Origin of the sequence: uncultured Pseudokineococcus sp. (assembly GCF_947499845.1) — a bacterium.
GTDB lineage: Bacteria > Actinomycetota > Actinomycetes > Actinomycetales > Quadrisphaeraceae > Pseudokineococcus.
The window spans coordinates 40,268-65,266 of the sequence record NZ_CANMPM010000014.1; the positions used below are offsets into that span (position 1 = coordinate 40,268).

24 protein-coding genes are annotated in these 24,999 nt (G+C 76.9%); 10 read left to right on the forward strand and 14 right to left on the reverse strand.

The window, feature by feature from the left end:
• The first annotated feature begins 291 nt into the window (after window positions 1–291).
• From Q0789_RS12840 to Q0789_RS12855, 4 genes are all read left to right on the forward strand, one after another.
• Complete coding sequence (locus Q0789_RS12840) at window positions 292–1,341, forward strand: ABC transporter ATP-binding protein (RefSeq protein ID WP_298805812.1); 1,050 nt, start codon at window positions 292–294, stop codon at window positions 1,339–1,341.
• Window positions 1,342–1,399: 58 nt separating this feature from the next.
• The gene (locus tag Q0789_RS12845; protein ID WP_366917736.1) at window positions 1,400–2,383 is read left to right on the forward strand and encodes an oligopeptide/dipeptide ABC transporter ATP-binding protein; all 984 of its coding nucleotides are present in this window, start codon (window positions 1,400–1,402) and stop codon (window positions 2,381–2,383) included.
• 100 nt (window positions 2,384–2,483) lie between these two features.
• Window positions 2,484–4,289 carry a glycoside hydrolase family 15 protein gene (locus tag Q0789_RS12850; protein WP_298805816.1) on the forward strand — a complete coding sequence of 602 codons (1,806 nt, stop codon included), beginning with the start codon at window positions 2,484–2,486 and terminating at the stop codon, window positions 4,287–4,289.
• Between the two features lie 4 nt (window positions 4,290–4,293).
• Window positions 4,294–5,142 (forward strand): triose-phosphate isomerase, encoded by an 849-nt coding sequence (locus Q0789_RS12855; protein WP_298805818.1) that lies wholly within the window; start codon window positions 4,294–4,296, stop codon window positions 5,140–5,142.
• 34 nt (window positions 5,143–5,176) lie between these two features.
• Here Q0789_RS12855 and Q0789_RS12860 read toward each other — a convergent pair whose 3' ends face one another.
• Window positions 5,177–6,118, reverse strand: a complete 942-nt coding sequence (locus Q0789_RS12860) for an AEC family transporter (RefSeq protein ID WP_298805820.1) — start codon at window positions 6,116–6,118, stop codon at window positions 5,177–5,179.
• Between the two features lie 218 nt (window positions 6,119–6,336).
• On the opposite strand from Q0789_RS12860, the gene Q0789_RS12865 reads away from it, so the two are divergent.
• Both Q0789_RS12865 and Q0789_RS12870 read left to right on the forward strand, forming a co-directional pair.
• Window positions 6,337–7,257, forward strand: a complete 921-nt coding sequence (locus Q0789_RS12865; protein ID WP_366917737.1) for a sugar phosphate isomerase/epimerase family protein — start codon at window positions 6,337–6,339, stop codon at window positions 7,255–7,257.
• A 281-nt stretch (window positions 7,258–7,538) separates the two neighbouring features.
• Window positions 7,539–8,801 (forward strand): hypothetical protein, encoded by a 1,263-nt coding sequence (locus tag Q0789_RS12870; RefSeq protein WP_298805824.1) that lies wholly within the window; start codon window positions 7,539–7,541, stop codon window positions 8,799–8,801.
• Between the two features lie 118 nt (window positions 8,802–8,919).
• Here the strand turns inward: Q0789_RS12870 and Q0789_RS12875 are convergent, their stop codons facing one another.
• Window positions 8,920–10,320, reverse strand: coding sequence for an MFS transporter (locus Q0789_RS12875; protein WP_298805826.1), 1,401 nt, complete (start codon window positions 10,318–10,320; stop codon window positions 8,920–8,922).
• A 46-nt stretch (window positions 10,321–10,366) separates the two neighbouring features.
• Between Q0789_RS12875 and Q0789_RS12880 the strand changes: the two genes are divergently transcribed.
• Window positions 10,367–11,551, forward strand: coding sequence for an aminotransferase class I/II-fold pyridoxal phosphate-dependent enzyme (locus tag Q0789_RS12880; protein WP_298805827.1), 1,185 nt, complete (start codon window positions 10,367–10,369; stop codon window positions 11,549–11,551).
• A 104-nt stretch (window positions 11,552–11,655) separates the two neighbouring features.
• On the opposite strand, the gene Q0789_RS12885 is transcribed toward Q0789_RS12880, so the two are convergent.
• From Q0789_RS12885 to Q0789_RS12920, 8 genes are read right to left on the reverse strand one after another with little or no spacing between them, the layout of a single operon-like run.
• Window positions 11,656–12,450, reverse strand: coding sequence for a DeoR/GlpR family DNA-binding transcription regulator (locus tag Q0789_RS12885; protein ID WP_298805829.1), 795 nt, complete (start codon window positions 12,448–12,450; stop codon window positions 11,656–11,658).
• Window positions 12,447–13,556 (reverse strand): N-acetylglucosamine kinase, encoded by a 1,110-nt coding sequence (locus Q0789_RS12890; protein WP_298805831.1) that lies wholly within the window; start codon window positions 13,554–13,556, stop codon window positions 12,447–12,449. Before Q0789_RS12890 ends, Q0789_RS12885 begins: the two co-directional genes overlap by 4 nt.
• A gap of 38 nt (window positions 13,557–13,594) precedes the next feature.
• Window positions 13,595–14,842 carry an amidohydrolase family protein gene (locus tag Q0789_RS12895; protein ID WP_298805832.1) on the reverse strand — a complete coding sequence of 416 codons (1,248 nt, stop codon included), beginning with the start codon at window positions 14,840–14,842 and terminating at the stop codon, window positions 13,595–13,597.
• Window positions 14,839–15,570, reverse strand: a complete 732-nt coding sequence (locus Q0789_RS12900) for a glucosamine-6-phosphate deaminase (protein WP_366917738.1) — start codon at window positions 15,568–15,570, stop codon at window positions 14,839–14,841. Before Q0789_RS12900 ends, Q0789_RS12895 begins: the two co-directional genes overlap by 4 nt.
• A gap of 35 nt (window positions 15,571–15,605) precedes the next feature.
• Window positions 15,606–16,505: a carbohydrate ABC transporter permease gene (locus Q0789_RS12905; protein WP_298805837.1), complete on the reverse strand. Its 900-nt coding sequence runs from the start codon at window positions 16,503–16,505 to the stop codon at window positions 15,606–15,608.
• Complete coding sequence (locus tag Q0789_RS12910; protein ID WP_298805839.1) at window positions 16,502–17,524, reverse strand: carbohydrate ABC transporter permease; 1,023 nt, start codon at window positions 17,522–17,524, stop codon at window positions 16,502–16,504. Before Q0789_RS12910 ends, Q0789_RS12905 begins: the two co-directional genes overlap by 4 nt.
• Window positions 17,524–18,960: an N-acetylglucosamine/diacetylchitobiose ABC transporter substrate-binding protein gene (gene ngcE, locus Q0789_RS12915; protein ID WP_298805841.1), complete on the reverse strand. Its 1,437-nt coding sequence runs from the start codon at window positions 18,958–18,960 to the stop codon at window positions 17,524–17,526. The genes Q0789_RS12910 and ngcE overlap by 1 nt, the downstream gene beginning before the upstream one ends.
• A gap of 55 nt (window positions 18,961–19,015) precedes the next feature.
• Complete coding sequence (locus tag Q0789_RS12920; protein ID WP_298805843.1) at window positions 19,016–19,837, reverse strand: SIS domain-containing protein; 822 nt, start codon at window positions 19,835–19,837, stop codon at window positions 19,016–19,018.
• 312 nt (window positions 19,838–20,149) lie between these two features.
• On the opposite strand from Q0789_RS12920, the gene Q0789_RS12925 reads away from it, so the two are divergent.
• A complete protein-coding gene (locus Q0789_RS12925) occupies window positions 20,150–20,743 on the forward strand; it encodes a TetR/AcrR family transcriptional regulator (RefSeq protein WP_298805845.1) in 594 nt (197 codons plus the stop codon).
• Between the two features lie 26 nt (window positions 20,744–20,769).
• Here the strand turns inward: Q0789_RS12925 and Q0789_RS12930 are convergent, their stop codons facing one another.
• On the reverse strand, window positions 20,770–21,168 hold the full coding sequence (locus Q0789_RS12930; protein ID WP_298805848.1) for a hypothetical protein: 399 nt from the start codon (window positions 21,166–21,168) through the stop codon (window positions 20,770–20,772).
• A 144-nt stretch (window positions 21,169–21,312) separates the two neighbouring features.
• On the opposite strand from Q0789_RS12930, the gene Q0789_RS12935 reads away from it, so the two are divergent.
• Window positions 21,313–22,326 (forward strand): hypothetical protein, encoded by a 1,014-nt coding sequence (locus tag Q0789_RS12935; RefSeq protein WP_298805850.1) that lies wholly within the window; start codon window positions 21,313–21,315, stop codon window positions 22,324–22,326.
• A gap of 210 nt (window positions 22,327–22,536) precedes the next feature.
• Entirely contained in the window at window positions 22,537–22,962 is a 426-nt protein-coding gene (locus Q0789_RS12940) for a hypothetical protein (protein ID WP_298805852.1), read from the forward strand.
• Between the two features lie 51 nt (window positions 22,963–23,013).
• On the opposite strand, the gene Q0789_RS12945 is transcribed toward Q0789_RS12940, so the two are convergent.
• The 3 genes from Q0789_RS12945 to Q0789_RS12955 all read right to left on the reverse strand — a co-directional run bounded on the left by Q0789_RS12945 (window position 23,014) and on the right by Q0789_RS12955 (window position 24,945).
• Window positions 23,014–23,550, reverse strand: coding sequence for a Uma2 family endonuclease (locus tag Q0789_RS12945; protein ID WP_298805855.1), 537 nt, complete (start codon window positions 23,548–23,550; stop codon window positions 23,014–23,016).
• Between the two features lie 39 nt (window positions 23,551–23,589).
• Window positions 23,590–24,069, reverse strand: a complete 480-nt coding sequence (locus Q0789_RS12950; protein ID WP_298805857.1) for a DUF4262 domain-containing protein — start codon at window positions 24,067–24,069, stop codon at window positions 23,590–23,592.
• A 141-nt stretch (window positions 24,070–24,210) separates the two neighbouring features.
• A complete protein-coding gene (locus Q0789_RS12955; RefSeq protein ID WP_298805859.1) occupies window positions 24,211–24,945 on the reverse strand; it encodes a hypothetical protein in 735 nt (244 codons plus the stop codon).
• Between the last annotated feature and the right edge of the window lie 54 nt (window positions 24,946–24,999).

Consider the following 24,999-nt stretch of genomic DNA (forward strand, 5'->3'; position numbering starts at 1 on the left):
CCCGAGCGCCGTCGGACCGGCGGCGTCCACGACGCCGATCCGGTGGGTGCGGGAGTAGTCCGCCACGATCGGGCGTCCGCGTCAAGGGTCGCGACACGATCCGGCACGGGGCTGGACGCATCGTTACTTCCCGGCAACACTCGTCGTGCACGATGGCGTGCGCCGGTGCGGACGCCGCCACCCCCGACGGCGGCGTCCGCACCTGCCGGACCCCGCGCCAGCTCCGCTCCGGCCGCCCGGTCCACCACCCCCGCACGACCAGCCCCCGCCCCCCCCGACCCAGGAGCAGCCATGACGGCCACGGCAGCAGCGGCGCCGGCCGCGACCCGCACCGACGCGCCCCTCCTGCGGGTGCGCGGCCTGCGCGTGCAGGTCGACGGGCACGGCGCGGGCGCGGAGCCCGTCGAGCTCGTGCGCGGCGTCGACCTCGACGTCGAGCGCGGCGAGCTCGTCGCCCTCCTCGGGGAGTCGGGCTCCGGCAAGTCCGTCACCGCCCGCGCCGTCCTGGGGCTGGACGCCCCGGGCATGCGGCGGACGGCCGACGAGCTGAGCCTCGCCGGCCTCGACCTGCGCGGGCTGTCCGAGCGCGAGCTGCGGCCGCTGCGCGGGGCGCGGATGGCGCTCGTCGTGCAGGACGCGCTCTCGGCCCTCAACCCCGTCCTCACCGTGGGGGACCAGATCGGCGAGCTCGTGCGCGTCCACACGGGCGCCTCGCGCCGCGCCGCGCGGGCCCGCGCCGTCGAGCTGCTCGGCCTCGTGGGCATCCCCGGCGCCGCGCAGCGCGTGCGCGACCACCCCCACCAGTTCTCGGGCGGCATGCGCCAGCGGATCCTCATCGCCATGGCCGTCGCGCTGGAGCCCGAGCTCCTCGTCGCCGACGAGCCGACGACGGCCCTCGACGTCACCGTGCAGGCCCAGGTGCTCGAGCTGCTCGACGGCCTGCGGCGCGAGCTCGGCATGGGCGTGCTCCTCATCACCCACGACCTCGGCGTCGTCAGCGAGGTGGCCGACCGCGTCGCCGTCATGTACGCGGGCCGCGTCGTCGAGTCCGGGCACGCCGACGACGTCCTGCCGGCTCCGGCGCACCCCTACACGCGCGCCCTGCTTGCCTCCGTGCCGCAGCCGGCCCGGGCGGCCGGGGGGCTCGCCACCATCCCGGGCTCGCCCCCCGTGCCGGCGCAGACGTTCCCCGGCTGCGCCTTCCACCCGCGCTGCGCGTGGGCCGTGGACCGCTGCGCGACCGAGGTTCCCGCGCCCCGGGCGCCCGGCCCGCCGCCGCCCACGGGGATGCCCCGGACGAGCGCGTGCCTGCGGGCCGAGGAGGTGCTCCGTGGCCGCTGACACGACGACGGGGACCGGGGCCGGCACCAGCACGGGGGCCGGGCCCGACGACGGCGCGCTGCTGCGCGCGCGGGGGCTCGTGCGCCGCTACCCCGCGGGGCGGGCGGGCCTGCGCCGCCGGAGCGTCTCGGCCGTCGACGGCGTCGACCTCGACCTGCGGGCCGGCGAGGTCCTCGGCGTCGTGGGCGAGTCCGGCTGCGGCAAGTCCACGCTCGCGCGGACGCTCGTCGGCCTCGAGCGCCCCGACGCCGGGACCCTCGCCTACCGCGGCACCGACGTGACGCGGATGCGGCGGGCCGAGCACGCCGTCATGCGCCGCGGCGTCCAGATGGTCTTCCAGGACCCGTACGCCTCCCTGGACCCGCGGATGACGGTGGAGCAGGTGGTGGCCGAGCCGCTCGCCGCCGCCCGCACCGGCACCCGGGCGGACCGCCGCCGGCGCGCCGGGGAGCTGCTCGAGCTCGTCGGGCTCTCGGCCGGGATGCTGGGCCGCTACCCCCACCAGTTCTCCGGCGGGCAGCGCCAGCGCATCGGCATCGCCCGCGGCCTGGCCCTCGAGCCGTCCGTCCTCGTCTGCGACGAGCCCGTCTCGGCGCTCGACGTCTCCGTGCAGGCCCAGGTGGTCAACCTCCTGGGGCGGCTGCGCGACGAGCTGGGGCTGGCGGTCGTCTTCATCGCCCACGACCTCTCGGTCGTGCGCCACGTCGCCGACCGGGTCGCCGTCATGTACCTCGGGCGCGTCGCCGAGGTCGGCGCGGCCGACCGGGTCTTCGACGCCCCCGCCCACCCCTACACGCGGGCGCTGCTGTCGGCCTCGCCGTCGGTCGACCGCGCCCAGCGGGGCCGCCTCGGGCGGCGCGAGGTGCTGCGCGGGGAGCCGCCCTCGCCGGCCGACCCGCCGAGCGGCTGCCGCTTCCGCACCCGCTGCGCGCTCGCCGTCGACAGGTGCGCGCACGAGCAGCCGCTGCTGCGCCTCGCCGCGGGGGACGACCCCGCGCGCACCGTCGCCTGCCACCGCGCGGAGGAGGTGCTCACCGGCTGACCGCGGCCGGGCGCCCCGCCTGCCGGCCGGCCCGGGACGGCGCCGGGCGACCTCGGGGTGGCGCCGCCGCACCGCCCCGGACCTGCCCCATGCTTGAAGGGTGGACGAGCGCTACCTGCCCATCGAGGAGCACGGCGTCATCGGCGACCTGCGCACGGTCGCGCTCGTCGGCACCGACGGCACGATCGACTGGTACTGCCCGTCGCGCTTCGACGCGCCGTCGCTGTTCGCCTCGCTGCTCGACGCCGACCGCGGAGGGTCCTTCCGCCTCTCCGCCCGCGCGGGCGCCCGACCCAAGCAGCTCTACCTGCCCGACACGAACATCCTGCTGACGCGCTACCTCACGCGGGACTCGGTCGGCGAGGTCGTCGACTTCATGGTCCCCGAGACCAGCGACGTCGCTGCCGCCCGCGACCTCGTCGTCCGGCGCGCGAGCGCGGTGCGCGGCATGACGACCTTCGACCTCGTGTGCCGCCCGGCCTTCGACTACGGCCGCGTGCCGCACGAGGTGCGGCTCGTCGACGACATCGGCGCGGTCTTCAGCTCCTCGGCCGGAGACTTCGTCCTGCGGACGTCGGCGCCCCTGCGCGTCACGGACGACGGGCGCGGCGTCGAGGCCGTCTTCGCCGTCGAGGAGGGCGAGCAGGTCGACGTCGTCCTCGAGTGGCGCGGCGTCGTGCGCCCCCTCGCGCTGCACGAGACCGACGACCTCTTCACGCGCACGAGCGACTACTGGCAGCGCTGGGTCTCCGGCTCGCGCTACCGGGGGCGCTGGCGCGAGATGGTCCAGCGCTCGGCGCTGACGCTCAAGCTGCTCGTCTACCACCCCACCGGCGCCCTCGTCGCGGCCCCGACGACGTCGCTGCCCGAGCAGCTCGGCGGCGCGCGCAACTGGGACTACCGCTACGCCTGGCTGCGGGACGCCGCCTTCACGGTCTACGGCCTCATGCGCCTGGGCTTCCTCGACGAGGCCGCGGCGTTCATGGACTGGATCAAGGAGCGGTGCGAGGCGGCGTCGCTCGAGCACGACGTCATGATCATGTACGGGGTCGACGGCAGCGAGGACCTGCCCGAGACGGTGCTCGAGCACTTCGAGGGCTACCGCGGCTCGCGGCCCGTGCGCATCGGCAACTCGGCCGTGACCCAGCGCCAGCTGGACGTCTACGGCGAGGTCATGGACTCCGTCTACCTCTACAACCGCCAGGTCCCCATCAGCTACGACCTGTGGACGACCCTCGGGCACCGCCTCGACTGGCTCGCCGAGCACTGGCAGGAGCCCGACGAGGGCGTGTGGGAGGTCCGCGGCCCCCGCCAGCGCTTCACGTACTCGGCGCTCATGACGTGGGTGGCCTACGACCGCGCCCTGCGCGTCGCGCGCGACCGCGGCCTCCCGGCGCCGACGGAGAAGTGGCGGAAGATCGCCAACAAGGCGCACCGGTTCGTGCAGGAGGAGTGCTGGGACCCCGACCTCGGGGCCTACGCCATGCACCCGGGCAGCCGGCTGCTCGACGCCTCCGTGCTCGTCATGCCGCTCGTGAAGTTCGCCGGGCCGACCGACCCGCGCTTCCTGTCGACGCTCGACCGCATCGGCGACGAGCTCGTCGCCGACTCCCTCGTGTACCGGTACGCCATCACCGGGCACGACGGGCTCGACGACGACGAGGGCACCTTCAACCTCTGCTCGTTCTGGTACGTCGAGGCGCTGACGCGCGCCGGCCGCCTCAAGGAGGCGCGCATCGTCTTCGAGAAGATGCTCACCTACTCCAACCACCTCGGGCTCTACGCCGAGGAGATCGGCCCGTCGGGCGAGGCGCTCGGCAACTTCCCGCAGGCTTTCACCCACCTCGCGCTCATCTCCGCCGCGGTCAACCTCGACGCCGCGCTCGACCGGCAGCGGGAGCGCTGACCGCGTGGCACCGCCGCCGGACGCCACCGACCGCACCACGGCGCCGGCCGTCCCGGTGCCCCCGCGGGGCACCCGCTGGGTGGGGACGAGCTGGAAGATGACCAAGACCCGGGCCGAGGGCCTGGCGTGGGCGCGCGGGCTCGTCGACGGCCTGGCCGCGCGCGGGCGCGCGGCCGACGCCGCGGCGGCGCCGGGCGCGCCGCAGGTCTTCGTCGTCCCGCCCGCGACGGCGCTGCCGGAGGTGTCCACGCTGCTCGCCGAGCGCGCCCCGCACGTGCTCGTCGGGGCGCAGGACGCCCACTGGGAGGACGCCGGGGCCTGGACGGGCGAGCTGTCCGTGCCGCAGGTGGCGGACGCGGGCGCCCGCCTCGTCGAGGTGGGCCACTCCGAGCGCCGCGAGCACTTCGGGGACACCGACGAGCGCGTCGCGCTCAAGGTCCGCGCGGTCCTGCGGCACGGCCTCGTGCCCCTGCTCTGCGTCGGGGAGACCACAGCGGTGCGCTCCTCGGGGCGGCACGCCGCGCACGTCGCCGACCAGGTGCGCAGCGCCCTCGACGCGCTCGAGCCGTCGGCCGCCGCCCGGGTCGTCGTCGCCTACGAGCCCGTGTGGGCCATCGGCGCCGGCGGTCGGCGGGCGGAGCCCGAGGAGGTCGCGGAGGTCGTCGAGCCGCTCGTCGCCGAGCTCGGCGACCGGGTGGCCGGCGTGCTCTTCGGCGGCTCGGTCGACGTCGGCGGCGCACCGGACCTGCTGTCGGTCCCGGGCGTCGACGGGCTCTTCGTCGGCCGCGCGGCGTGGGACGTCGAGGGCTTCCTGCGCCTCGTCGACGTCGTCACCGGCACCGCCGGCCGCTGAGGCGTCGTCCGGGCAGGCCCCGCGCGAGCCGGCGTCACCCGAGAAGGGCGGCCAGGCCGACCATGACGGGGACGGAGACCAGCGTGGTCGTCGAGATGGCGTCGCGCGCCGTGAGCAGCGCGCCGCCCGGGCCGGGGCCGGCGTCGTAGCGGGCCGCGACGACGAAGATGTTCTGGGCCGCCGGCAGCGCCGAGATGACGGCCGCGGCGAGGACGTCGCCCGGCGCCAGGCCCAGGACGGGCCCGGCCACGAGCAGGGCGACGCCGGGCTGCACGAGCGTCTTGAGCACCGTGATGACCGCCAGCTCGGGCGCCGACGTGCCGCGCCCGGGCAGCGGGCCGAGGCGCAGCGAGACCCCGAAGGCCAGGAGCATCGTCGGCACGGCCATGTCGGCCACGAGGCCCAGCGGAGCGCCCAGGGCGACGGGCAGGCGCAGCCCCGTGAGGTTGAGGGCGAGGCCGACGAGCGCGCCGACGGTGATGGGGTTGCGCAGCGGCGTCGTGAGGAGGCGGAGCACCGAGGGACGCCGCTCGGCGGCGGCGCGGTCGAGCAGGGCGAGCGCCAGGGGCTGCAGGACGAGCATCTGCAGCAGCAGCACGGGCGCCATGAGTGCGGCGTCGCCGAGGACGTACGCCGCCACCGGCAGGCCGAGGTTGCCCGCGTTGACGTACCCCGTGCACAGGACGCCGACGACGCCACCGGCGAGGTCGCGGCGGAAGACCCAGCGGGCGAGGCAGGCGTACGTGGTCGTCGTGACGAGCACCGCCGCGGCGATCGCGGCGACGTACCCGGTGAAGAGCCGCGAGACGTCGGCGTCGGCGAGGACGACCACCATGAGCGCGGGGCTCGCGACCGTGAAGGCCACGCGGGACAGGACGCGCTGCCCTCCCTCGTCGACGACGCGCAGGTGCGCCACGAGGGCGCCCGCGGCGATGACGAGCAGGATGGTCGCGAAGCCGTCGACGACGCCCTGCACCCGTGCTCCCCCGCTCGACGGCCGACCCGGTCGGGGAGCCTAGGGGCGCACCGGCGGCCGGTCTGGGAGGGTCGCCACCGGGGACGACCCGTCCGCACCCAGGTGGCCCCGCCCGCACGCCCGCCCGCCCGCCCGCCCGACGCACCGGAGGCACCGTGGCCCTGCAGCAGGCACGCACCACCCCGACCGGCCCCGAGGACTGGCCCATCGCCGCCGCGATGATCCAGTACCCGGGCACGCTGCCCGACGGCACCTCGGTGCAGGACCAGAGCGCCGAGGAGTGGGCGCTCGCGCTCGGCGACGTCGCCGACGCGGGCTTCGACTGCGTCGACCCGACGGAGTCCTGGCTCCGCATCGGCGACCTCAGCCCCGAGCGGCTGCAGGAGTTCACCGACGTCGTCGCCGACCTCGGCCTGCGCGTGCCGGCCGTGTCCTCGGCCCGCCGCAGCCCGGTGGACCCCGAGCACGGCGAGGAGCACATGGCGACCCTGCACCGCGGCATCGACGCCGCGGCCGCCGTGGGCGCCGAGGTCTTCAACGTCGGCTTCTTCCGGGCGCTCCTGCCCGCCCAGCAGCGCGCGCTGTGGTTCTGGACCGCGCAGGGCCCCGTGGACGCCGGGCCGGACGAGGACCCCGAGACCTACCGCCTCGCCGTCGACCGGGTGCGCGAGCTCGGCCGCCACGCGGCGGAGAACGGCCTCGTCCTGTCCCTGGAGATGTACGAGGACACCTACGTCGGCACCGCCGACGGCGCCGTCCGCCTCGTCACCGACGTCGACCTGCCCGAGGTGGGCCTCAACCCCGACCTCGGCAACCTCCAGCGCCTCCACCGGCCGGTCGAGCGCTGGACCGAGATGGCGGCGAAGGTGCTGCCGCACACGAACTTCTGGCACGCGAAGAACTACCTGCGCACCGAGGACGAGACCACCGGCGCCATCAGCACCGCCCCGGCGCCGCTCGAGACCGGCGTCATGAGCTACCGGCAGATGCTGGCCGACGCCGTCGCGCTCGGCTTCCGCGGCCCCATCACGTGCGAGCACTACGGCGGTGACGGCCTGTCGGTCAGCGCCCGCAACCGCGACTACCTGCGCGGGCTCCTCGGCACGCGGCGCATCCGGGGGATGCTCGCGGGAGGCTGAGCCCGCTCTCCCGGTCTGCACGACGGGTGAGGCGGCGTGTGAGGCGCAGCAGCACCACCGGAGCCCGGGACGACGACGCGGGGGCGCCGTCTCCAGCGTCGCCCGGCCCGCTGGGCGACGTCTGCGCCGCCTGACGCCCGACACCTGACGCCTCGCGCCCGACGCCGCAGGAGTCGGCCGGGCGGTAGCCGTGGGTCCGCCGAGCCGGCCGCAGCGACGTCCCGACGCGCCGGGCCGTTCACCCGCTCAGGTGAACGGCCTGGCGTGCCGATGCGCCCGGTATGAGCCGTGCCACCCGCTCCTCCGTCGCGTCCGCGCCGTCGCGGCGGCCGTGCACCTTCTCCCCGCTCCTCGTCGCGCCGGGCGACGAGGAGCGGTGGGCCGTGGGCCGGTCATGTCCCGATCTCGCCCTCCCGCCCGTCGAGGCCCTGGCCCCGCTCGAGGCGCCCGAGACCCGGGCCCTCCTCCCGGAGGTGGCGCACCGTGCGGTGCCCCCGGAAGGGCCAGCGACCGGGTGCCCCACGGGCGGGCCGTCCGCGAGCGCGCCGTCCACGGGCGAGAGTCCCGCGCCGGTGCCCTCGCCGCGCCGGCCCGAGCCGGCCGCCACCGCTCCCGCGGCGGAGCCCGACGGCGGCCCGCGCCCCTTCGGCGCCCCCGGCACGCGCGAGCAGCGTCGCGACCCGGAGCTGCGCCGCGCCTTCGGCGCCCTCCTGCGCGACCTCACGGGCTCGGAGATTCTCACCCAGCAGGCCGTCACCCTCCTGCGCTCGGTCGTCGACCGCTCCACCGCGGGCTCCGGGACGGCGCCCGACGAGGACGCCGTCGCCGCCACCGCGCTGCTCGAGGACCTCGGCCGCGACCTCGCCGCCGCCCAGGCCCGGCTCGAGGAGGCCGAGGCCGCGCACCAGGAGGAGCAGCTCGAGCGCGCCCTCGCCGAGCAGGCGCGCCTGGAGGCCGAGCGCCGCCTGCGCGAGCTCCAGCGGCGCGTCCAGCGCAGCGGCGTCGAGATCGACGCCTGGTCCACCGCGCCCGCCGACGAGGACGAGGCCGTGCCCGCGACGACGGCCGAGCTGCTGGAGCGGCTCGCGGCCGGCCGCCTCGCGCGCGTCGTCTTCACCGGCGACCCGGCCCGGGCGCTCGAGCTCGACGACGTCGTCCACACGGGCCTGCACGTGCAGCGCACCTGGGAGGCCCTGCTGGCGCTGCGCGACTACGCCGCGGCGAAGGCCGACGGGTCCGTGGACAGCGACGTGCAGGGCTACCTCGAGCGCACGCCCGACGGGATGTGCTCGTGGCCCGCCGGCCGGCACGCGCGCGGCGAGAGCTCGACCGTCCAGAACGACCCGCGCCTGCGGGCGCCGCGGCTGCTGCCCGTGCCGGTGGAGGTCGACCCCTCCGGGCGCGCGCCGATGTGGGCTCACATGAAGCTCCTCAGCCTCGGCCAGACCAGCCCCCGCCTGCACTACCTCGACGACACCCGCCGCACCGGCCGGGTCTACGTCGGGTACGTCGGGCGCCACCTGCCCAACACCCAGACCAGCTGACCCGGGGCGCACCGCCCGAGGTGGCGGCACGAGGACGGCGTAGAGGCCGTCCTCGTGCAGCCCCCTGCCCCTCGTCGACCGGCGCCGGCGCCTCGGAGCCGATCCGCCGGCCGGCCCCTCAGGGGCGGGCCGGCGGGTGCGCCGCCGCGCGCCCCCCGCGCGCCGCGGCGGCGAGGACGACGGCGGCGGGCACGAGCAGCGCCGCCCCGAGGACGTTGACGGCCTCGAAGCCGCCGAGCGCGAGCACCGGCCCGGCGAGGGCGGCCGCGAGCGCACCCGCGTAGCTCATGCCCGCGTCCGCGGCCCCCTGGAGGGGCAGGCGCACCGGGTCGGGCGTCGCGGCGAGCAGCGACGACGCGGAGATCGTCGCCGCCGACCAGCCGAGCCCCAGCAGCACGAGCGCCGCGGCCGTCAGGGCGTGGCCCCCGCCCGCCAGGGCGCTGACGAGGCCGAGCGCGGTCGCGGCGCCGAGGACGGCGACGCCGAGCGCCGCCGTCCGGCGGACGCCCCAGGCGTCGGCGAGCCACCCGAAGAGCGGGCTGAGGACGTACATGCCGGCGATGTGCACGCTGATCACGAGGCCGACGACCTGCAGGGACGCGCCCTCGTGCCGCATCGACAGCGGCGTCATCGTCATGACCATGACCATCACGCCGTGCGCCGTCGCCAGGAGCAGGAGCCCGGCGCGCGCCGCCGGGTCGCCCGCCGCCCACCGCAGCGCGGCCCGGGCGCCGACCACCGCCGACCTGCCGGTGGGGCGCCCCCTGGCGTCCGCCTCCACGACCGGCGCCTGCGCCCCCGCGGCGGTCACGGCCGGGGCCGTCGGCGCGCCCGCCGCCGGAGGTGCCCCGGGGGCGGGCGCTCCGGGGGCGTGCGGCGCGTCCGGCCGAGCCCGGTAGGCGACGGCGACGACGAGCGCCGCGAGCGCGAACGCAGCCCCGGAGAAGAGGTAGGGGCCCGCCAGCGCGGGCAGCCCCAGCGCCTCGCCGAGCCGGCCGCCCGCCGGCGCGAGGTTGGGCCCGGCGACCGACCCCACGGTCGTCGCCCACACGACGACGGCGATGGTGCGCCCCCGCCGGCGCGCGGGCACGCCGTCGGCCGCGGCGTAGCGCGACTGCAGCCCGGCCGCCTGCGCGACGCCGAAGAGCGCCAGCCCCGCGACGAGCAGGAGCAGCGACGCCGTCGCCGCGCCGACGAGGACGCCCGCCGTCCCCACGCACGCGACGCCGTAGCCCACGGGCAGCGACCAGCGGCGCCCGCGCCGCGCCGCCAGCCGCGCCAGGGGCACGGCCGCGACGGCGGCGCCGAGGACGCCGACGGCCTGCCCGAGCCCGGCCGCGCCCGTGCCCGCGAGCTGCTCCACGAGCAGCGAGCCCACCGCGATGCCCGACGCGACGCCGACGCCGCCGAGGAGGTTGGTCGCGACGAGCGACCCGACGCGGCCGCCCTCGCCGACCGGTCCGCCGCTCGCCGCCGGCGTCGCCCCGGTCGCCCGTCCGGCCTCCACGTCCTCGGTCATGGTCGGATGCTCCCGCACGTCCGCCCGCGCGCACCGGAGGTCGACCGTGACGAGCCCCGCCCCTCCCGACGCCCGGCGCGGCGTCGACGACCTCACCCTCGAGGAGCTGCGCGCCCGCGGCGGGCTGAAGTGGACGCTCTTCCCCGACGCGATCGGCGCCTTCGTCGCCGAGGGCGACCACGGCACGGCGCCCGCGGTGACCCGGGCGCTGCACGAGGCCGTCGACGCCGGGGCGCTCGGCTACCTCACGCCGGCCCGCCAGCGGGCGATGGCGGAGGCGTGCGCGGCGTGGACGGCGTCCCGCTACGGCTGGGAGGTGCCGCCCGAGCGCGTGCGACCGCTGGGCGACGTCCTCGCCGGGCTGCAGGCCGCCGTCGAGCACTTCTCGCGGCCCGGGTCGGCCGTCGTCGTGCCGACGCCCGCCTACATGCCCTTCCTCACGCTGCCGCGGGCGCTGGGCCGCGAGCACGTCGAGCTGCCGATGGCCCGCGACGACGGCCGCTGGGTCTACGACCTCGACGCGCTCGACGCCGTCCTCGCCGCCGGCGCCGGCCTGCTCGTGCTGTGCAACCCGCACAACCCCGTCGGCCGCGTCCTCGAGCGCGCGGAGATGACGGCGATCACCGAGGTCGTCGAGCGCCACGGCGCCCGGGTGTTCTCCGACGAGATCCACGCCCCGCTCGTCTTCTCCCGTCACCGGCACGTGCCCTACGCGTCGACGTCGGAGGCGGCCGCCCGCCACACCGTGACGGCGACGTCCGCGTCGAAGGCGTGGAACCTGCCGGGCCTCAAGTGCGCGCAGCTGCTGCTGTCGGGCGGCGCGGACGCCGAGCGCTGGGAGGAGGTCGGCGCCGTCCTCGAGCACGGCGCCTCGACGCCCGGCGTGCTCGCGGCCACGGCCGCCTACGCCGAGGGCGGGGCGTGGCTCGACGAGGTGCTCGCCCACCTCGAGGGGACGCGCGACCTCCTCGCGGACCTCGTCGCGGAGCACCTGCCGGGCGTCGTCATGGCGCCCGTCGAGGGCACCTACCTGGCGCTGCTCGACTGCCGCGCGCTCGACCTGGGGCCCTCGCCCGCGGCCTTCTTCCGCGAGCGCGCCGGCGTCGCGCTCACCGACGGCGCCGCGTGCGGCCGGGCCGCCGAGGGCTCCGTCCGGCTCACCTTCGCGATGCCCCGGCCGCTGCTCGAGCGGGCCGTGCGGCAGATGGGCGAGGCCGTCCGCCGGCGCTGAGGCCGGCAGGTGCGGAGCCGCGGCCGACGGGGCACTGACCGACGGGGCCCTGACCGACGGGGCCCTGACCGACGGGGGCCCTGACCGACGGACGGCGGGGCGCCTCACCCGCCGTCGGCCACCACCACGCGGACCCCGGCGTCGGCCAGCGCCCTCGCGAGGGGGTGCTCGGGCGCGCGGTCGGTGACGAGCACGTCGACCCGCTCGAGGTCCAGGAGCCGCTGCGGGCCGGTCCGGCCGTGCTTGGAGGCGTCCGCGACGACGACGACGCGGCGGGCGGCGCCCGCGAGGGTCCGCCCGATGTCGGCCTCGCCGGCGTCCGCCGTCGTCGCGCCGAAGCGGGCGTCGACGCCCTCGACGCCCAGCACGGCGACGTCGAGGACGACCTCCTCGAGGGACCGGCGGGCGGCGGGGCCCGACAGCTCCAGAGAGCGGGGGCGGACGGTCCCGCCCGACATCACGACCCGCGCGTGGGGGCGCGCCGCCACCTCGACGGCGATGTTCAGCGCGTTGGTGACGATGGTGAAGCCGCGGCTGCCGTCGGCGGGCGCGAGGTGGTCGGCGCGGGCGAGCTCGCGGGCCACCTCCGTCGTCGTCGTGCCCCCGTTGAGGCCGACGACGTCGCCGACGGCCACGAGCCCGACGGCCGCGCGGGCGACGGCCTCCTTGGCCTCCGCGTGGACCGACGCCTTGTCGGCGAGGGGTCGCTCGTAGCCGCTGCTCGCCAGCACCGACGCCCCGCCGTGGGTGCGCACGACGAGGCGCTGCTGCGCCAGCGCGTCGAGGTCGCGCCGGGCCGTGGCGTCCGAGGTGCCCAGCTCCTCGCGGACCTGCGCGACGGTGACGTGACCGTCGCGCGACAGCAGGTCGAGGATGCGCGCGAGCCGCTGCTGCCTCACGGCCGACCGCCCGCGCCCGGCTCCCCGGCCCCCGCAGCGGTGCGCTGCGCGGCCACGGTCTCGTGCAGGCGCTCGACCACCTCGGCGGGCACCCGGCCCCCGGGCCCGGCCCGCTGCGCCAGCGCGGCGACGGCCGCGCCGACCACGCCGTCGCGGGCGGGCCGGACGTCGGCGCCGTCGAGCGCCGCCCGCAGCGCCGCCGTCCGCGGCCGTCCCGGCGCGAGCAGGCCGTGGTGGAGGGCGCTGCCGCCCAGCACCAGCGGGGCGTCCTCGGCGCCCGCACGGACGGCGGCGACCAGGCGCGCGAGGTCGTCCTGGGCGCCGTCGACGACGCCGCGCGCGACCTCGTCGTCCGGGCCGGCCGCGAAGGCGAGGGGCGCGAAGCGGGCCAGCGCCACGGGGCGGCCGGCGTAGACGACGTCCATGAGCTCCTGCAGCGCGCGCGGCCGCCCCTCGAGCTCCTCGTCGGTCGCAGCGCCCGCCGGGCCGCCGTCGGAGGACGTCCCTCCGCGCCCGCTCCCGCCGCGCCCACCGCCGTCGCGCCCGGCGCCGTCCAGCCCCGCCGCGTCGACGACGAGGGGGGTCAGCGCCGTGGGCGGGCCGGTGCCCTCGAGCTCCGCGACGACCGCCCGCGCCACGGCGTGGCCCAGCGCGAAGCCCGAGCCGCCGTCGCCGAGCAGCCAGCCGCACCCGCCGACGGCGCGGGCGACGCGGCCCTCGCGGACCACGGCGCCGACCGACCCGGTGCCGGCGACGACCGCGCAGCCCGTCGGCTCGGCGGAGCCCGAGAAGTACATCGCGAGGATGTCCGGCCCCGTCCGGAGCCGGCCCGGCTCCCCCGCGTAGCCCAGGGCGGCCGCCAGCGCGCCGGGGTCGAGGAGGCGGCGGTTGCCCGCCATGGCCACGAGGACGTCGCCCACCTCGTCGGCGGCGCGGCCGGCGCGGCGCAGCGCGAGCGCGGCCGTGCCGCCCAGCGACGCCAGCGCGGCCTCCGCGCCCGCGGACGTCGGGTTGCCCGCCGGCCCGGTGGCCCAGCCCCGGCAGATGCCGTCGGGCTCGAGGACGACGACGCGGGTGCTCGTGCCGCCGGCGTCGGCCGCCAGCACGAGCGGACGGTCCCCCGGTGCCTGGGCCGGACCGCTCGTCACCGGTGGCCCGCCGGGTCCGCGCCGGCCGCCCGAGGGCGGGGGACGGCGCGCCGGGCCGACGGCCGGACGGCCCGGACGGCGAGGTCCTCGTCGAGCAGCACGAGGTCGGCCGCCCTCCCCGGCTCGAGGGTCCCGAGCACGTCCCCGAGGCCCAGCGCGCGGGCCGGGACGGCCGTCGCCGCGGCGACGAGCGCGGGCAGCGGCAGGCCCGCCGCCGCCCCCGTGCGCAGGGCCCGCGCGAGCGTGAGCGTCGAGCCCGCGAGGGTGTCGGTGCCCTCGAGCACCGCCCGCCCGCCCTCGACGACGACGTCGAGCCCGCCGAGCCGGTAGCGGCCGTCCTCCCCGGCGGCCGCGGACATGGCGTCCGAGACGAGGGCGACCCGGCCGGGCGCCGCCCGCAGGAGGAGCGAGGCCACGGAGGGGTGCACGTGCTCGCCGTCGAGGATGAGCTCGAGGACGACCCGGTCGTCGGCGCACGCCGCCGCCACCGGCCCGGGCGCCCGGTGGTGCAGCCCCGGCATCGCGTTGAAGGCGTGCGTGAGCAGGCGGGCCCCCGCGGCGAAGGCCGCCGCCGCCTCGTCGTGCGAGGCCTCGGTGTGGCCCACGGCGACGACGACGCCGGCCGCGGCGAACGCGCGCGCCGCCTCGGCCGCGCCGTCGCGGCGCGGGTCGAGGGTGACCTGCCGGAGGGTGCCGCGGGCCGCGCGCAGCAGGTGCTGCACGGCGGACGGCGTCGGGTCGACGAGCGCGTCGGCGCTGTGCGCGCCCTTGCGCTCGACGGCGAGGAAGGGCCCCTCGAGGTGGCTGCCGAGCAGGTGGGTGTGGTCCTCGACGAGGTCCGCGACCCCGGCGAGCCGCTCGGCCAGCACGTCGACGTCGTCGGCGACGAAGCTGGCGACCCGCCGCGTCGTCCCGTGCGCGAGGTGCGCGGCGCCCGCGGCGAGGACGGCGTCCGGGCCCTCCTCGTGCGCGCGCCCGCCGCCGCCGTGGGTGTGGACGTCGACCATGCCCGCCACGAGGAGGGCGCCGTCCGCGTCCAGCACCTCGGCGCAGTCCGCGTGCCCTCGCCACCCGTCGCCGGTGCCCCGCGCGACGACGGCGCCGCCCCGAACCGCGACCCACGTGCCCGGGTGGCGGCCCGCGGCGTCGACGAGCTCGGCGCCGTGCACGACGAGGTCCTCGACGGGCGGTCCCACCACGGGGGCGCCGCCCGTGGTCGCCGGTGCGTCCTCTCCCGGGCTCACCGCGCCCCCGCCGGGACCGGCCGCGGGCGCCGCGGCCCCGACGACCGCTCGGTGAGGCCCGACGCGGCGGCCGGGTCGAGCAGGACGAGGACGTCCTCGAAGGTCCGCAGCGCGGAGGCGGGGCACTCCGCGGACACCTCCCCCTCGATCGCGGCCCGCACCGCGTCGGCCTTGCCCTCCCCCTGGGCGATGAGCACGTGGCGGCGCGCCCGCGCGATGGTCGCGACGCCCTGCGTGACGGCGCGCCGGGGCACGTCCTCGGGGCGGTCGAAGAAGCGCGCGTTGTCGGCGACCGTGCGCTCCGTGAGCTCGACGACGCGCGTGCGCGAGGAGAACGGCGACCCGGGCTCGTTGAACCCGATGTGACCGGTCGCCCCGATCCCGAGGAGCTGCACGTCGACGCCCCGCTCCTCCAGCGCCCTCTCGTAGGCGGCGCACGCGGCGTCGAGGTCCTCCGCCCGGCCGTCGGGGACGTGCACGCGGGAGGGGGCGAGCCCCAGGGGCTCCCGCACCTCGCGGTCGACCACCGCGGCGTAGGACTGCGGGTGCCCGGGCGGCAGGCCCACGTACTCGTCGAGGGCGAAGACCTCGACGCCGTCCCAGCGCGCGCCCGCCGCGGCCAGCTCGGCGTAGACCTGCTGCGGCGAGGAGCCGGTGGCCACGCCGAGGGCCCGCAGCCGGCCCGCCGCCAGCTCGTCGAGGACGACGCTCGCCGCGCGCCGGCCGATCTCCTCGGAGGTGGCGAGCACCTCCACCTCGAGCCTCACTTGACGCTCCCCTGGGCCACCGAGCCCTGGAGCCGGCGCTGGAAGACGAGGTAGACGACGAGCACGGGCACGATCGTCGTCACGGCGCCCGCGAAGAGGGCCCCGAAGTCGACGGAGTAGCCGGCCTGCGAGGCGAAGGACGCCATGCCCTGGGTCAGCACGTAGTTCTCCTGGTCGGAGTTGAGCACGACGGGCAGGAGGAACTGGTTCCACAGCCCGACGAAGTTGAGGATCGCGACGGCCGCCATGCCCGGCCGGGCCATGGGCAGCATCACCTGGAAGAAGGTCCGCCACTCGCTGGCGCCGTCGATGGAGGCCGCCTCCGCCACCTCGCCCGGCAGGTCCTCGAAGAAGGACAGCAGGAAGAAGACGGTGAAGGGGTAGGCGTAGGCCGTGTAGGCCAGCACGAGCCCGGGCAGGGTGTTGAGCAGGCTCGCCTGCTGGAGGATGAAGAACAGCGGCACGACCGCGAGGAAGACGGGGAAGGTCAGCCCCGCGACGACGAGCGTGCGCACCGCGCCGCGCCCCGGGAAGGCGAAGCGGGCCAGCACGTAGGCGGACATGGAGCCGAGCAGCATCGTCAGCGCCAGCGCCCCGGCGACGACGAGCACCGAGTTGAGGAAGTACCGGCCGATGCCGGCGAGCGTCCACGCGTTGACGTAGTTCTCGACGTGCAGGGAGCTCGGCAGGGCGAAGGGCGAGGCGAAGATCTCCTGGGTCGTCTTGAAGGACGACATGAGGGTCCACAGCAGCGGCGCCAGGACGAGGACGGTCCACACGACGAGGACGGCCTGGGACGCGCCGCCCACGACCTTGTCGGCGCGGCCGCCGCTGCGCCGCCCGTCGGTGCGGGGGGCGACGTCGGTGCGCGCACCGCGGTCGGCGACGGCGCTCATGCGCGAGCACCCCCTCGGACGCCGAGCAGCCGGGCCACCCCGAACACAGCCCCCACGAAGAGGAGCGTGACGACGGCGAGCACGACCCCCATGGCGCAGGCGAGCCCGAACTGCCCCTGGGAGAAGGCCGTCGAGAAGATCTGCTGCGTCACGACGAGGGTCGAGCTGTCCGGGCCGCCGTTGGGGTTGAGGGCCTGCAGGTAGACGAAGGCGTCGAGGGCGAGGATGCCCATGTAGACGTACGCCGTCCGCACGCTGCCGGCGATGCCCGGCAGCGCGATGCTCAGCGCCGAGCGCACCCGCCCCGCGCCGTCGAGGCGGGCGGCCTCGAAGAGCTCGGGATCGATCCCCTGGATCGACGCGACGAACAGCACCATGTAGAAGCCGACGAAGGCCCACACGATGACGGCGATCGTCGCGGCCATGGCCGTGTCGACGTCGCCCAGCCACGGGAAGTCCGTGAACCGGTCGAGTCCCACGCCGGTGAGGACGCCGTTGAGCAGCCCGCCGGAGGGGTCGTAGACCTGCGCCCAGATGATGCCGATGACGATCGCCGGGACGACGTAGGGGAAGAAGGACACGACCCGGTAGAACGCCGTCCCTCGCAGCCCCTTCACCGAGCCCGCCGTCGAGCCGCCGAAGGTGAGGAGGCACGCGAGCGCGAAGCTGGCCACCATGACCAGGGCGGGCACGACGACGAGCAGCGTGAGGCTGTTGCCGAGCGCGGTGAGGAAGCGGGCGTCGCCCGCGAGCCGCGCGTAGTTGCCGAGGCCCACGAAGGGCTGCTCCGCGCTGAAGCCCGTCCACGCGGTGAGCGAGTAGTACGTCGCCTGCGTGAAGGGGTAGAGCACCATGACGACGTAGAAGGCGAACGGCAGCCCCAGGAACACGACCATGAGGCTGGTCCGGTCCAGACCGCCCCGACGACGACGAGCCGGTCTCCTGCCGCCGCGGGCGGCACCCGCCGGCGGGCTCCCGGCGGCGGGCACCGCCGCCGTCGTCGGGCCGGTCTGCGTCATCAGCTGACCTCGACCTTGACGACCGAGTCGTCCTCACGGATGCGGTCGAACATCGCCTGCATGCCCTGGGCCAGCGTCGCCGCGTCGGAGTCCCCGGACAGGAAGCTGTTCCAGAGGCCGTTGACCTCCTGCGTCATGCCGTAGGTCTGGACGAAGTTGTAGTTGAAGGTGTCCGTGCCGGCGGCGTCGAGCATCGCCACCTGCGCGGCGAGCGCCGAGGAGCCGAAGGCGTCGTCGGGGATGGTGCCCGCGACGATGGTCGACGCCAGCTTGGTGCGCGCGAACTCGGTCGCCGTCTCCGGGCTGAGCATGACGCGCAGCACCTCCTTGCCGCCGGCGGGGTTCTGGCCCTGCGAGGGGACGACGAAGGGCTCGTTCGGCGTGTTGTTGATGGCCGCGTACGGCAGCGCCGAGCCGCTCGTCACCGTGGGCGTCGGCGCGCCGGTCATCTGGAAGCCCTCGGCCGTCGCGTCGGCCATCTCGTTCTCGATCCAGGAGCCCGAGGGGTAGAGGAGGGCCTCCTGCGCCTGGCTCCACTGGGCCTGGGCCTGGGTGAACTGCGTGCCCGCGCCGCCGGGGCGCATGTAGCCGCGGGAGACGACCTGCTCCATCGCCGCGAGCACCCCGGTGATCGCCTCGCCGCTCCACGCGTCGGGCTGGAGGTTGGCCATCTGCAGCCGGACGTCGTCGCCGCCCTCCTTGATGGCCGAGTCGAGCGCCATCGTCAGGTAGTACGACGCGGCCTCGCGGCCCCAGGTGAAGAGGTACTTGCCCTGCTCCTGGGCGGCGGCGCCGAGCGCGAGCGCCTCGTCCCAGGTCTGGGGCGCGGTCCAGCCGTTCTCCTCGAAGAGCGACTCGGAGTACCAGAGCGCGTAGACGGTGAGCACGTAGTTGAGGGCGGCGAGCTTGCCGTCGTACATGCCGACGCCGAGCACGTTGGGGTAGAGCGTGTCCGCGATGGTCGTGCCCTCGGTGTTGGGCGCCTGCACGACCTCGGTGAGGTCCTCGAGCTGGGCGGCGATGGTCGACAGCCCGATCGCGTTGGCGCCGTTGTTGTCGAGCAGGTCCGGCGGGGTGCCGCCGACGAAGCGCGGCTGCATCTGCTGGGCGATCTGGGTGGAGCCGACGACGTCGACGGTGACGTCGTCGAGCTGCTCCTGCACGATGGCGGCGGCGAAGGAGGCGTAGTCGGTGCCGTAGCCGCCGTCGAAGACGACGGCCTCGACGGTCGTGCCGGCCGCGACGCCGAAGGGGTTGGCGTCGCTGACCTCGCCGGTCGCGCCACCGCCACCGCCGCCACCGGTGTCGGGACCGCTGCCCGAGGCGGCGCACGAGGCCAGGCTCAGGCCGAAGGGGGTGACGACGGCGCCCGCTGTGACGGCCTTGAGGAAGGCGCGGCGCTGCAGGGGGGTGCGGCTGCTCTCGAGAGGGCTCATGGGTTCCTTCGTCCGGGGAGGTGGGGGAGGTCGCTGAGGGTGGGTGCACGGGAGGTCAGGCGCCGCGGCGGATGCGGTCGCCGTAGCGGTTCTCGAGCTCGTGGTTGTGGTCGTCGCCGCCGGGCACGTTCGCGGACACGTAGAGGGGCGCCTCCTGCCCGCGCTCGGTGAGCCGCTGCGTCGCGCCGACCGTCAGGAGCTGGGCGACGTACGCCGACGTGAGGGAGGAGACGGCGCCGACGGCGATGTCGCCGACGGACGTGAGCGTGGCGTCGCCGTAGGGCGCGAGGTTGTCGACGACGACGTCGGCGACCTCCGACAGGCGCTTGCCGCTCGGGTGCTTGGGCCGGACCGCGGCGGTGTGCTCGAGGCTGGTGACGGCGATGACGCGGTGGCCGTGCTCCTTGGCGAGGAGGGCGAGCCCCACGACGGAGCCGTTGACGCCCGAGTTCGACGCGATGACGAAGAGGTCGCCGTCCTGGCGCGGGACGGTCGCCCAGAGGTCGTCGGCGATGGCGGGGTCGCGCTCGAGCGGCGGTCGGCCGTAGAGCTCCTCGACGTCGTGGTCCCCGAGGAGCACCGCGTCGCGCAGGGCCACGCGGTTGGTGGGGATGAGCCCGCCGGCGCGGCCGGCGACCTCCATGGCGAAGGCCTCGGAGTGCCCGGTGCCGAAGGCGTGCACGACGCCGCCCGCTCCCACGCAGTCGGCGACGAGGGCGATGGCCTCGTCGAGGCCTCCCGCGTCCGCCAGGTCGGTGAGGCGCTGCAGCCGGCCGAGCACCTCGTGCTCGTACTCGCGGACCCAGTGCCGCGAGGAGTCGCCGGCCCGGTCGGCCCTCGGGCCGGCGCCGGTCTGGTCGGAGGAGATGGACGTCACGGGCAGGTCCCTTCGTCGCGGCGGGCGGCGCGCCGCTGCGCCGAGTGAGCGAATGTGAGCGATTCGATCAGGCGGCGACACTAGAGCAGATCGGTCGCTCACGACAGGGGTCCGGCGCGGATCGTGCGCACGACCTGCAGGCGACGCTCCCGTGACGACCCGTGGGCGGCCCCGCGCCGACTCCTTCCGCGTCGCACACGGGCTCCGGCGGTTGCGACCCGGCCGCGGCCCGACCCCCGTCCCCGCGCCTGCCATGGTCGACCGCAGCGACGAGCGGGCGGACGGGCGCTCCGCCGCTGCTAGCGTCCGCGCGTGCCGGAGGACCGCGCCGCCGCGCCCCTCGCCCGACCGACGCACCTGCGCCCCGACGCGCTGGCCAACCGGTGGCGCGTCCTCGCCGCGGCCGCCCGGCAGCTGGACGGCCCCGAGGGCCTCGCCATGAACGCTCTGGCCCGTGAGGCGGGCGTCGGCGTCGGCACCGTGTACCGCCACTTCCCCACCCGCCAGGTGCTCCTCGAGGCGCTCGGCGCCGAGGGCCTCGAGGGCCTCGTGGCGGCCGCCGAGCGCGCCGCGGACGGGGACGGCGGCGAGGACGCGCTGGCGCAGCTGCTGCGTGCGGGACTTCGCCGCCAGCTCGCCGACCCCGCTCTCGCGACCGTCCTCGCCGAGCCGACGGCCGCCTGCACGGACACCGCCGCGCAGCTCGAGCGGCTCCGCGGGGCGCTGGAGGCCGCGCTCGCCCACGGGCGCGCCACCGGGCGGGTCCGGGAGGACGTCGACGCCGACGACGTCCGGCGCCTGCTCTGCGGCCTCGCCCGCGCGGTGGACGCCGGGCCGGGCCGGGCGTCGCCGTCCGCGCGCTACGTCGACGTCGTGCTGCAGGGGCTGCGGCCGCCGGCGCCCTGAGGGGCGCACGGGGCTCGGCCGCGACGTCAGAGCAGCAGCGCGAGCAGCACCTGCTCCGCCATGAGCACGACCGTCCCCGCGCCGGTCGCCGCGGCGACGACGCCGAGCACGAGAGCCCCGAGGTGCCGGACCCGGTGCCGCCGCAGGAGGACGAGCGCGAGGGCGCCCATCAGCGCGGTGAGCACCGCCACCGCGAGGAGGAGCGGCCACAGCCACGTCACGAGCACCCAGGCGACGGCGGCGGCGAGGCCGAGGAGCAGCGAGGCGACCGACAGGCCGATGCTCTCCCAGGCGACGTCGGCGGCCGCGCCGCGCCGGCGCGAGCGCCCGGGGGCCTCCTCCTCGTCCCAGCCGACGCCCCACCCGTCGCCCCGACCGGCACCCGCCCCGCCCGCTCGCGTCGCCCGACCTCCACGCACCACCACGCGCCGCCTCCGCCCCTCGCCCGCACTCCCGCGCCACCGGCCCGCGGACCGTAGGCAGCCCCGCGCGGCGCCGTCCGGCGTCGTCCACAGCCCCCGTCGCGGGCACCCGCTCGGCCCGTCGGCGCGGCGTGCCAGCATCCGCGGGTGAGCAGCGGCGCGCCGGGCCTCTTCGGGCAGGGGTCCCTCGAGCTGGACCTCGAGGGCCAGCTCGAGCTGAGCCTCGCGGAGGAGCCGTCGGCGGCGTCGAGCGTCGACCAGGCGCGGCAGTCCGTCGACGACCTGGTCCGCGGCGCCCAGCGGTACCGGACGGCGTCGCAGTACGCCGACCTCCTGCGCGCCGTCGGCTCCTCCCGCCACCTGTCGCCCCTCAACGCCGTGCTCGTCGACGTGCAGCGGCCGGGCGCGACGCACGTGCTGACGGCCGCGCGCTGGCGCGAGCGCTACCGGCGGGTCGTGCGCGCCGACGCCCAGCCCCTCGTCGTCCTCGCCCCGCGCGGGCCGGTGACGTTCGTCTTCGACGTCAGCGGCACGGAGCCGCTCGAGGGCGCACCCCCGCTCCCCCTCGAGGTCACCGACCCCGGCGCCGTCGTGGTCGGCGCCGGCGAGCGCGACGTCACCGCGCGGCTCGACCGCCTCGTCGACAACCTCGTCGGCCTGGGCGTGGGCGTGCGCAGCGGGCGCCTCGACTCCCGGCAGGCCGGTTCGGTGCGCGCCGTCCCCGACGGCCGCCCGCTGCGCCGCGAGCGCGTCGCCCGCGGGGGGCGCCAGCAGACGGTCGTCGAGCGGGTGCCGCTGCGCTACGAGGTCGTCCTCGCCGACGGGCTCGCGCCACGCCGGCGCCTCGTCGCCCTCCTCCACGCGGCCGCGCACGTGCTGTGCGGGCACCTCGGCACGCCCGACCCGCTGTGGTGGCCCGACCGCAGCGGCGTCGAGCACGACGTCGAGGAGTGGGAGGCCGAGTCGGTCGCCCACCTCGTGGCCCGCCGCGCCGACTCCTCGGTCGAGCTGCCCCCCTCCCTGCGGGAGCACCTCGAGGCCGGTCTCCAACCGCCGCTCTTCAGCCTGGAGCGTCTGGCGCGAGCCACCGGGGACCTGGAGGCGTACGGCACCCGGCGCTTCCGGACCGCCGAGCTGGGCCGCGCCCGCCCGACGACGTAGCCCCGGGCCACGTAGCGTCGGGGCCCCGACGAGGAGGTGGCCCCGTGTCCCGCGCCCCGCTGACCGCGACCCTGCCCGCTCCCGCCCTGGTCCCCGCTCGCCCTGGTCCCGCTCGCCCTGGCCGCCGGCTGCGCGCAGGCACCGGCGGACGGCGGCCCCACGCCCACCCCGGCGCCCACGGCCACCTCGACCGCCCCGGCGTCCGAGCCGGTGACCGAGGAGCCCGTCGCGGGGGCGCCCTCGCCCGCGGAGCTGGTGCCCGTGCTGGGCGAGCCGGCGACGGATGAGGACGACCTCCCCACGATCGAGGGGCGCCCCGTCGACGACGGGCTCGCGGCCGGTTCCGCCCGCCGCCTCGGCGCGACGGAGCGGGCCGAGTACTGGGTCGCCCTCGACGACGAGGGAGGTGTCTGCCTCCTGCTCGCCCTCGCCCCCGGCGACGACGCGGTGAGCCGGTCGTGCGGGCCCGTCGAGCGCTTCGGCCGTCACGGCACCTGGGTCGGGGCGACGAGCCAGACGCAGTCGGCGATCGGTCTGCTCGTGCCCGACGGGTTCGACCTCGACGACGCCACTCGCGATGACGACTGGGTCCTCATCGAGCCGAACCTCGCGGTCCCCGCCGACGAGGTGCCTTGAGAGGACCGACCGTCCGCCGCGTGCGCACGCCGGACAGCGCGGCGTCTCGCCTCAGGCGAGCAGCGCTCCGACGTCGAGGACGAGGCCCGGCCACCCCGGCGCACCGCCACGGTCGGTGACCACCCCGACCTGCCGGTAGGCGCCGTCCTCGAGCAGGTACATCCGCAGGCTCGGCTCCGAGGGGTCGAGCACCCAGTACTGCGGCAGCCCCGCGCGCGCGTACTTCGACGTCTTGCGCACCAGGTCGTCCCCGCGGTTCGTCGACAGCACCTCGACGCACAGCAGCGGCGTCCCGGTGAAGCGCACCTGCTCGGCGGTCACCGGGTGGACCATGACGTCCGGCGCCCACTCGTCGGCACCGGGCTTCCAGCCCCACGCGGTGACGACGGCGTGCCCCGCGGGCAGGTGCTGCTCCAGGAGCCCCGCGAGCCGCCGCGCGGCGTTCTGGTGCTGCCGGCTGGGGAAGGGCGTCACGACGAGGCACCCGTCGACGTACTCACCGCGGGCGTCGTCTCCCAGCGCGGCGTACTGGTCCCAGCTCATCGGCCGCTCCTCGGGGAGCCGACGACGGGCCGCCTCGGCCGTCATGGGCCGAGGCTAGCCAGCCGGAGGACCGCCGTCCCCACCTCACGCCCACGGCGACGTGCCGAAGAGCTCCTGCACGCGGCGCGCGTCGCGCCACGGCAGCTCCCACGGCCACAGACCGGCGTGGTCCGGCCAGACCAGCTGCAGCGCCGGCACGAGGCCCGCGTGCCCCGGCGTCGCGAAGACCTCCTGCGCGGTGACGAGCCGCTGCGGGCGGCGCACGCGGACCACGCGCCACACGTCGTCGTGGCCGAGGTCCACCTCGGTGCCCGCGGTGATGCGGTTCCCGGACCGCACGTGGTCGACGACCGCGTGCAGCACCCCGCACGCCACGTCCGGGTCGAGCCCGCTGACGAGGACCTCGGGATGACCGTCCTCCCGCGTCAGTCCGATCGTGTACGAGAACGAGGGGCCGGTCGTGTCCGCCTCGACGCTCTGGTGCGACCACCCGTGCTCCTCGACCCGGCGCAGGTGCATCGCCAGCACCTCGTCGAGCGTCCACCCGTCGCACACCAGGCACACCGCCGGTCTCCCCTCGTCCACCGTCCCGTGGCCAGGACGCTAGGGACGGCGGAGGGAGGGCTCTGCGTCTCGCGGTCAGGCGGTGGACGACCGCCGCGACGGCCCACCTGTGCGCACCGACGTGACACGTCGCCGGGCGCCTCAGCGCGCGGCCACCGCCACGCTGCGCCGCCCGGTCAGCAGGCTGACGACGACGAGGGAGACGACGGAGACGGGCAGCGACACGATGACGGCGTTGACGTCCGACGACAGCCCCGCGGTCTCCCAGCCGACCGTCGTCACGGTGGCGAGCACCATCGAGGTCAGCGCGCCTGCGGCCGTCGCCCGGGGCCAGAAGAGGACGGCGAAGACGGCCGGCGCGATGGCGACCCCGTACACCGTGTAGGCGTACACCTGCAGGGCCAGCACCGACGGGAAGAACTGCCCGAGGACGTAGGCGAGCACCGCGATGCCGAGCACCGACAGACGGTGGACGCCGAGGCGGCGCCGGTCCGACGGCTCGGTGCGGGCGAAGCGCGCGTAGAGGTCGTAGACGACGTTGCCCGCGCTGGAGAGCAGGAAGGACGAGCCGGTGGTGACGATGAAGGCGAAGGCCCCAGCGAGGATGAGGCCGCCGACGACGGCGGGCGTGTAGCCCTCCGCCGCCAGCGACAGCACGGCCGTGTCCGGCTCGATGTCCGGCAGCAGGAAGGACGACGCCGACGCGAGCAGCGCCACCGGCACCGTCACGAGGAAGCTGCCGAAGAAGAAGCCCGCCGTCGAGCTGCGGGCCGTGCCCGCGTCTCGGGCGGCCGCGAGCCGCTGGTACATGTTCTGGTCGGCCAGGATGAGCAGGAAGAGCGGCAGGAAGTAGCCGAGCAGCTGCAGCGGGGTCAAGCCGCCGCTGAGAGTCGTCAACGGCGCGGCGAGGGAGTCGGCGTACGTCCCGAG

Coding starts and splice junctions, on each gene's coding strand:
- Q0789_RS12840 (WP_298805812.1), top strand. CDS start 292: ATGACGGCCACGGCAGCAGCGGCGCCGGCCGCGACCCGCACCGACGCG.
- Q0789_RS12865 (WP_366917737.1), top strand. CDS start 6,337: ATGATCCAGTACCCGGGCACGCTGCCCGACGGCACCTCGGTGCAGGAC.
- Q0789_RS12870 (WP_298805824.1), top strand. CDS start 7,539: ATGAGCCGTGCCACCCGCTCCTCCGTCGCGTCCGCGCCGTCGCGGCGG.
- Q0789_RS12875 (WP_298805826.1), bottom strand. CDS start 10,320: ATGACCGAGGACGTGGAGGCCGGACGGGCGACCGGGGCGACGCCGGCG.
- Q0789_RS12905 (WP_298805837.1), bottom strand. CDS start 16,505: ATGAGCGCCGTCGCCGACCGCGGTGCGCGCACCGACGTCGCCCCCCGC.
- Q0789_RS12910 (WP_298805839.1), bottom strand. CDS start 17,524: ATGACGCAGACCGGCCCGACGACGGCGGCGGTGCCCGCCGCCGGGAGC.
- ngcE (WP_298805841.1), bottom strand. CDS start 18,960: ATGAGCCCTCTCGAGAGCAGCCGCACCCCCCTGCAGCGCCGCGCCTTC.
- Q0789_RS12945 (WP_298805855.1), bottom strand. CDS start 23,550: ATGACGGCCGAGGCGGCCCGTCGTCGGCTCCCCGAGGAGCGGCCGATG.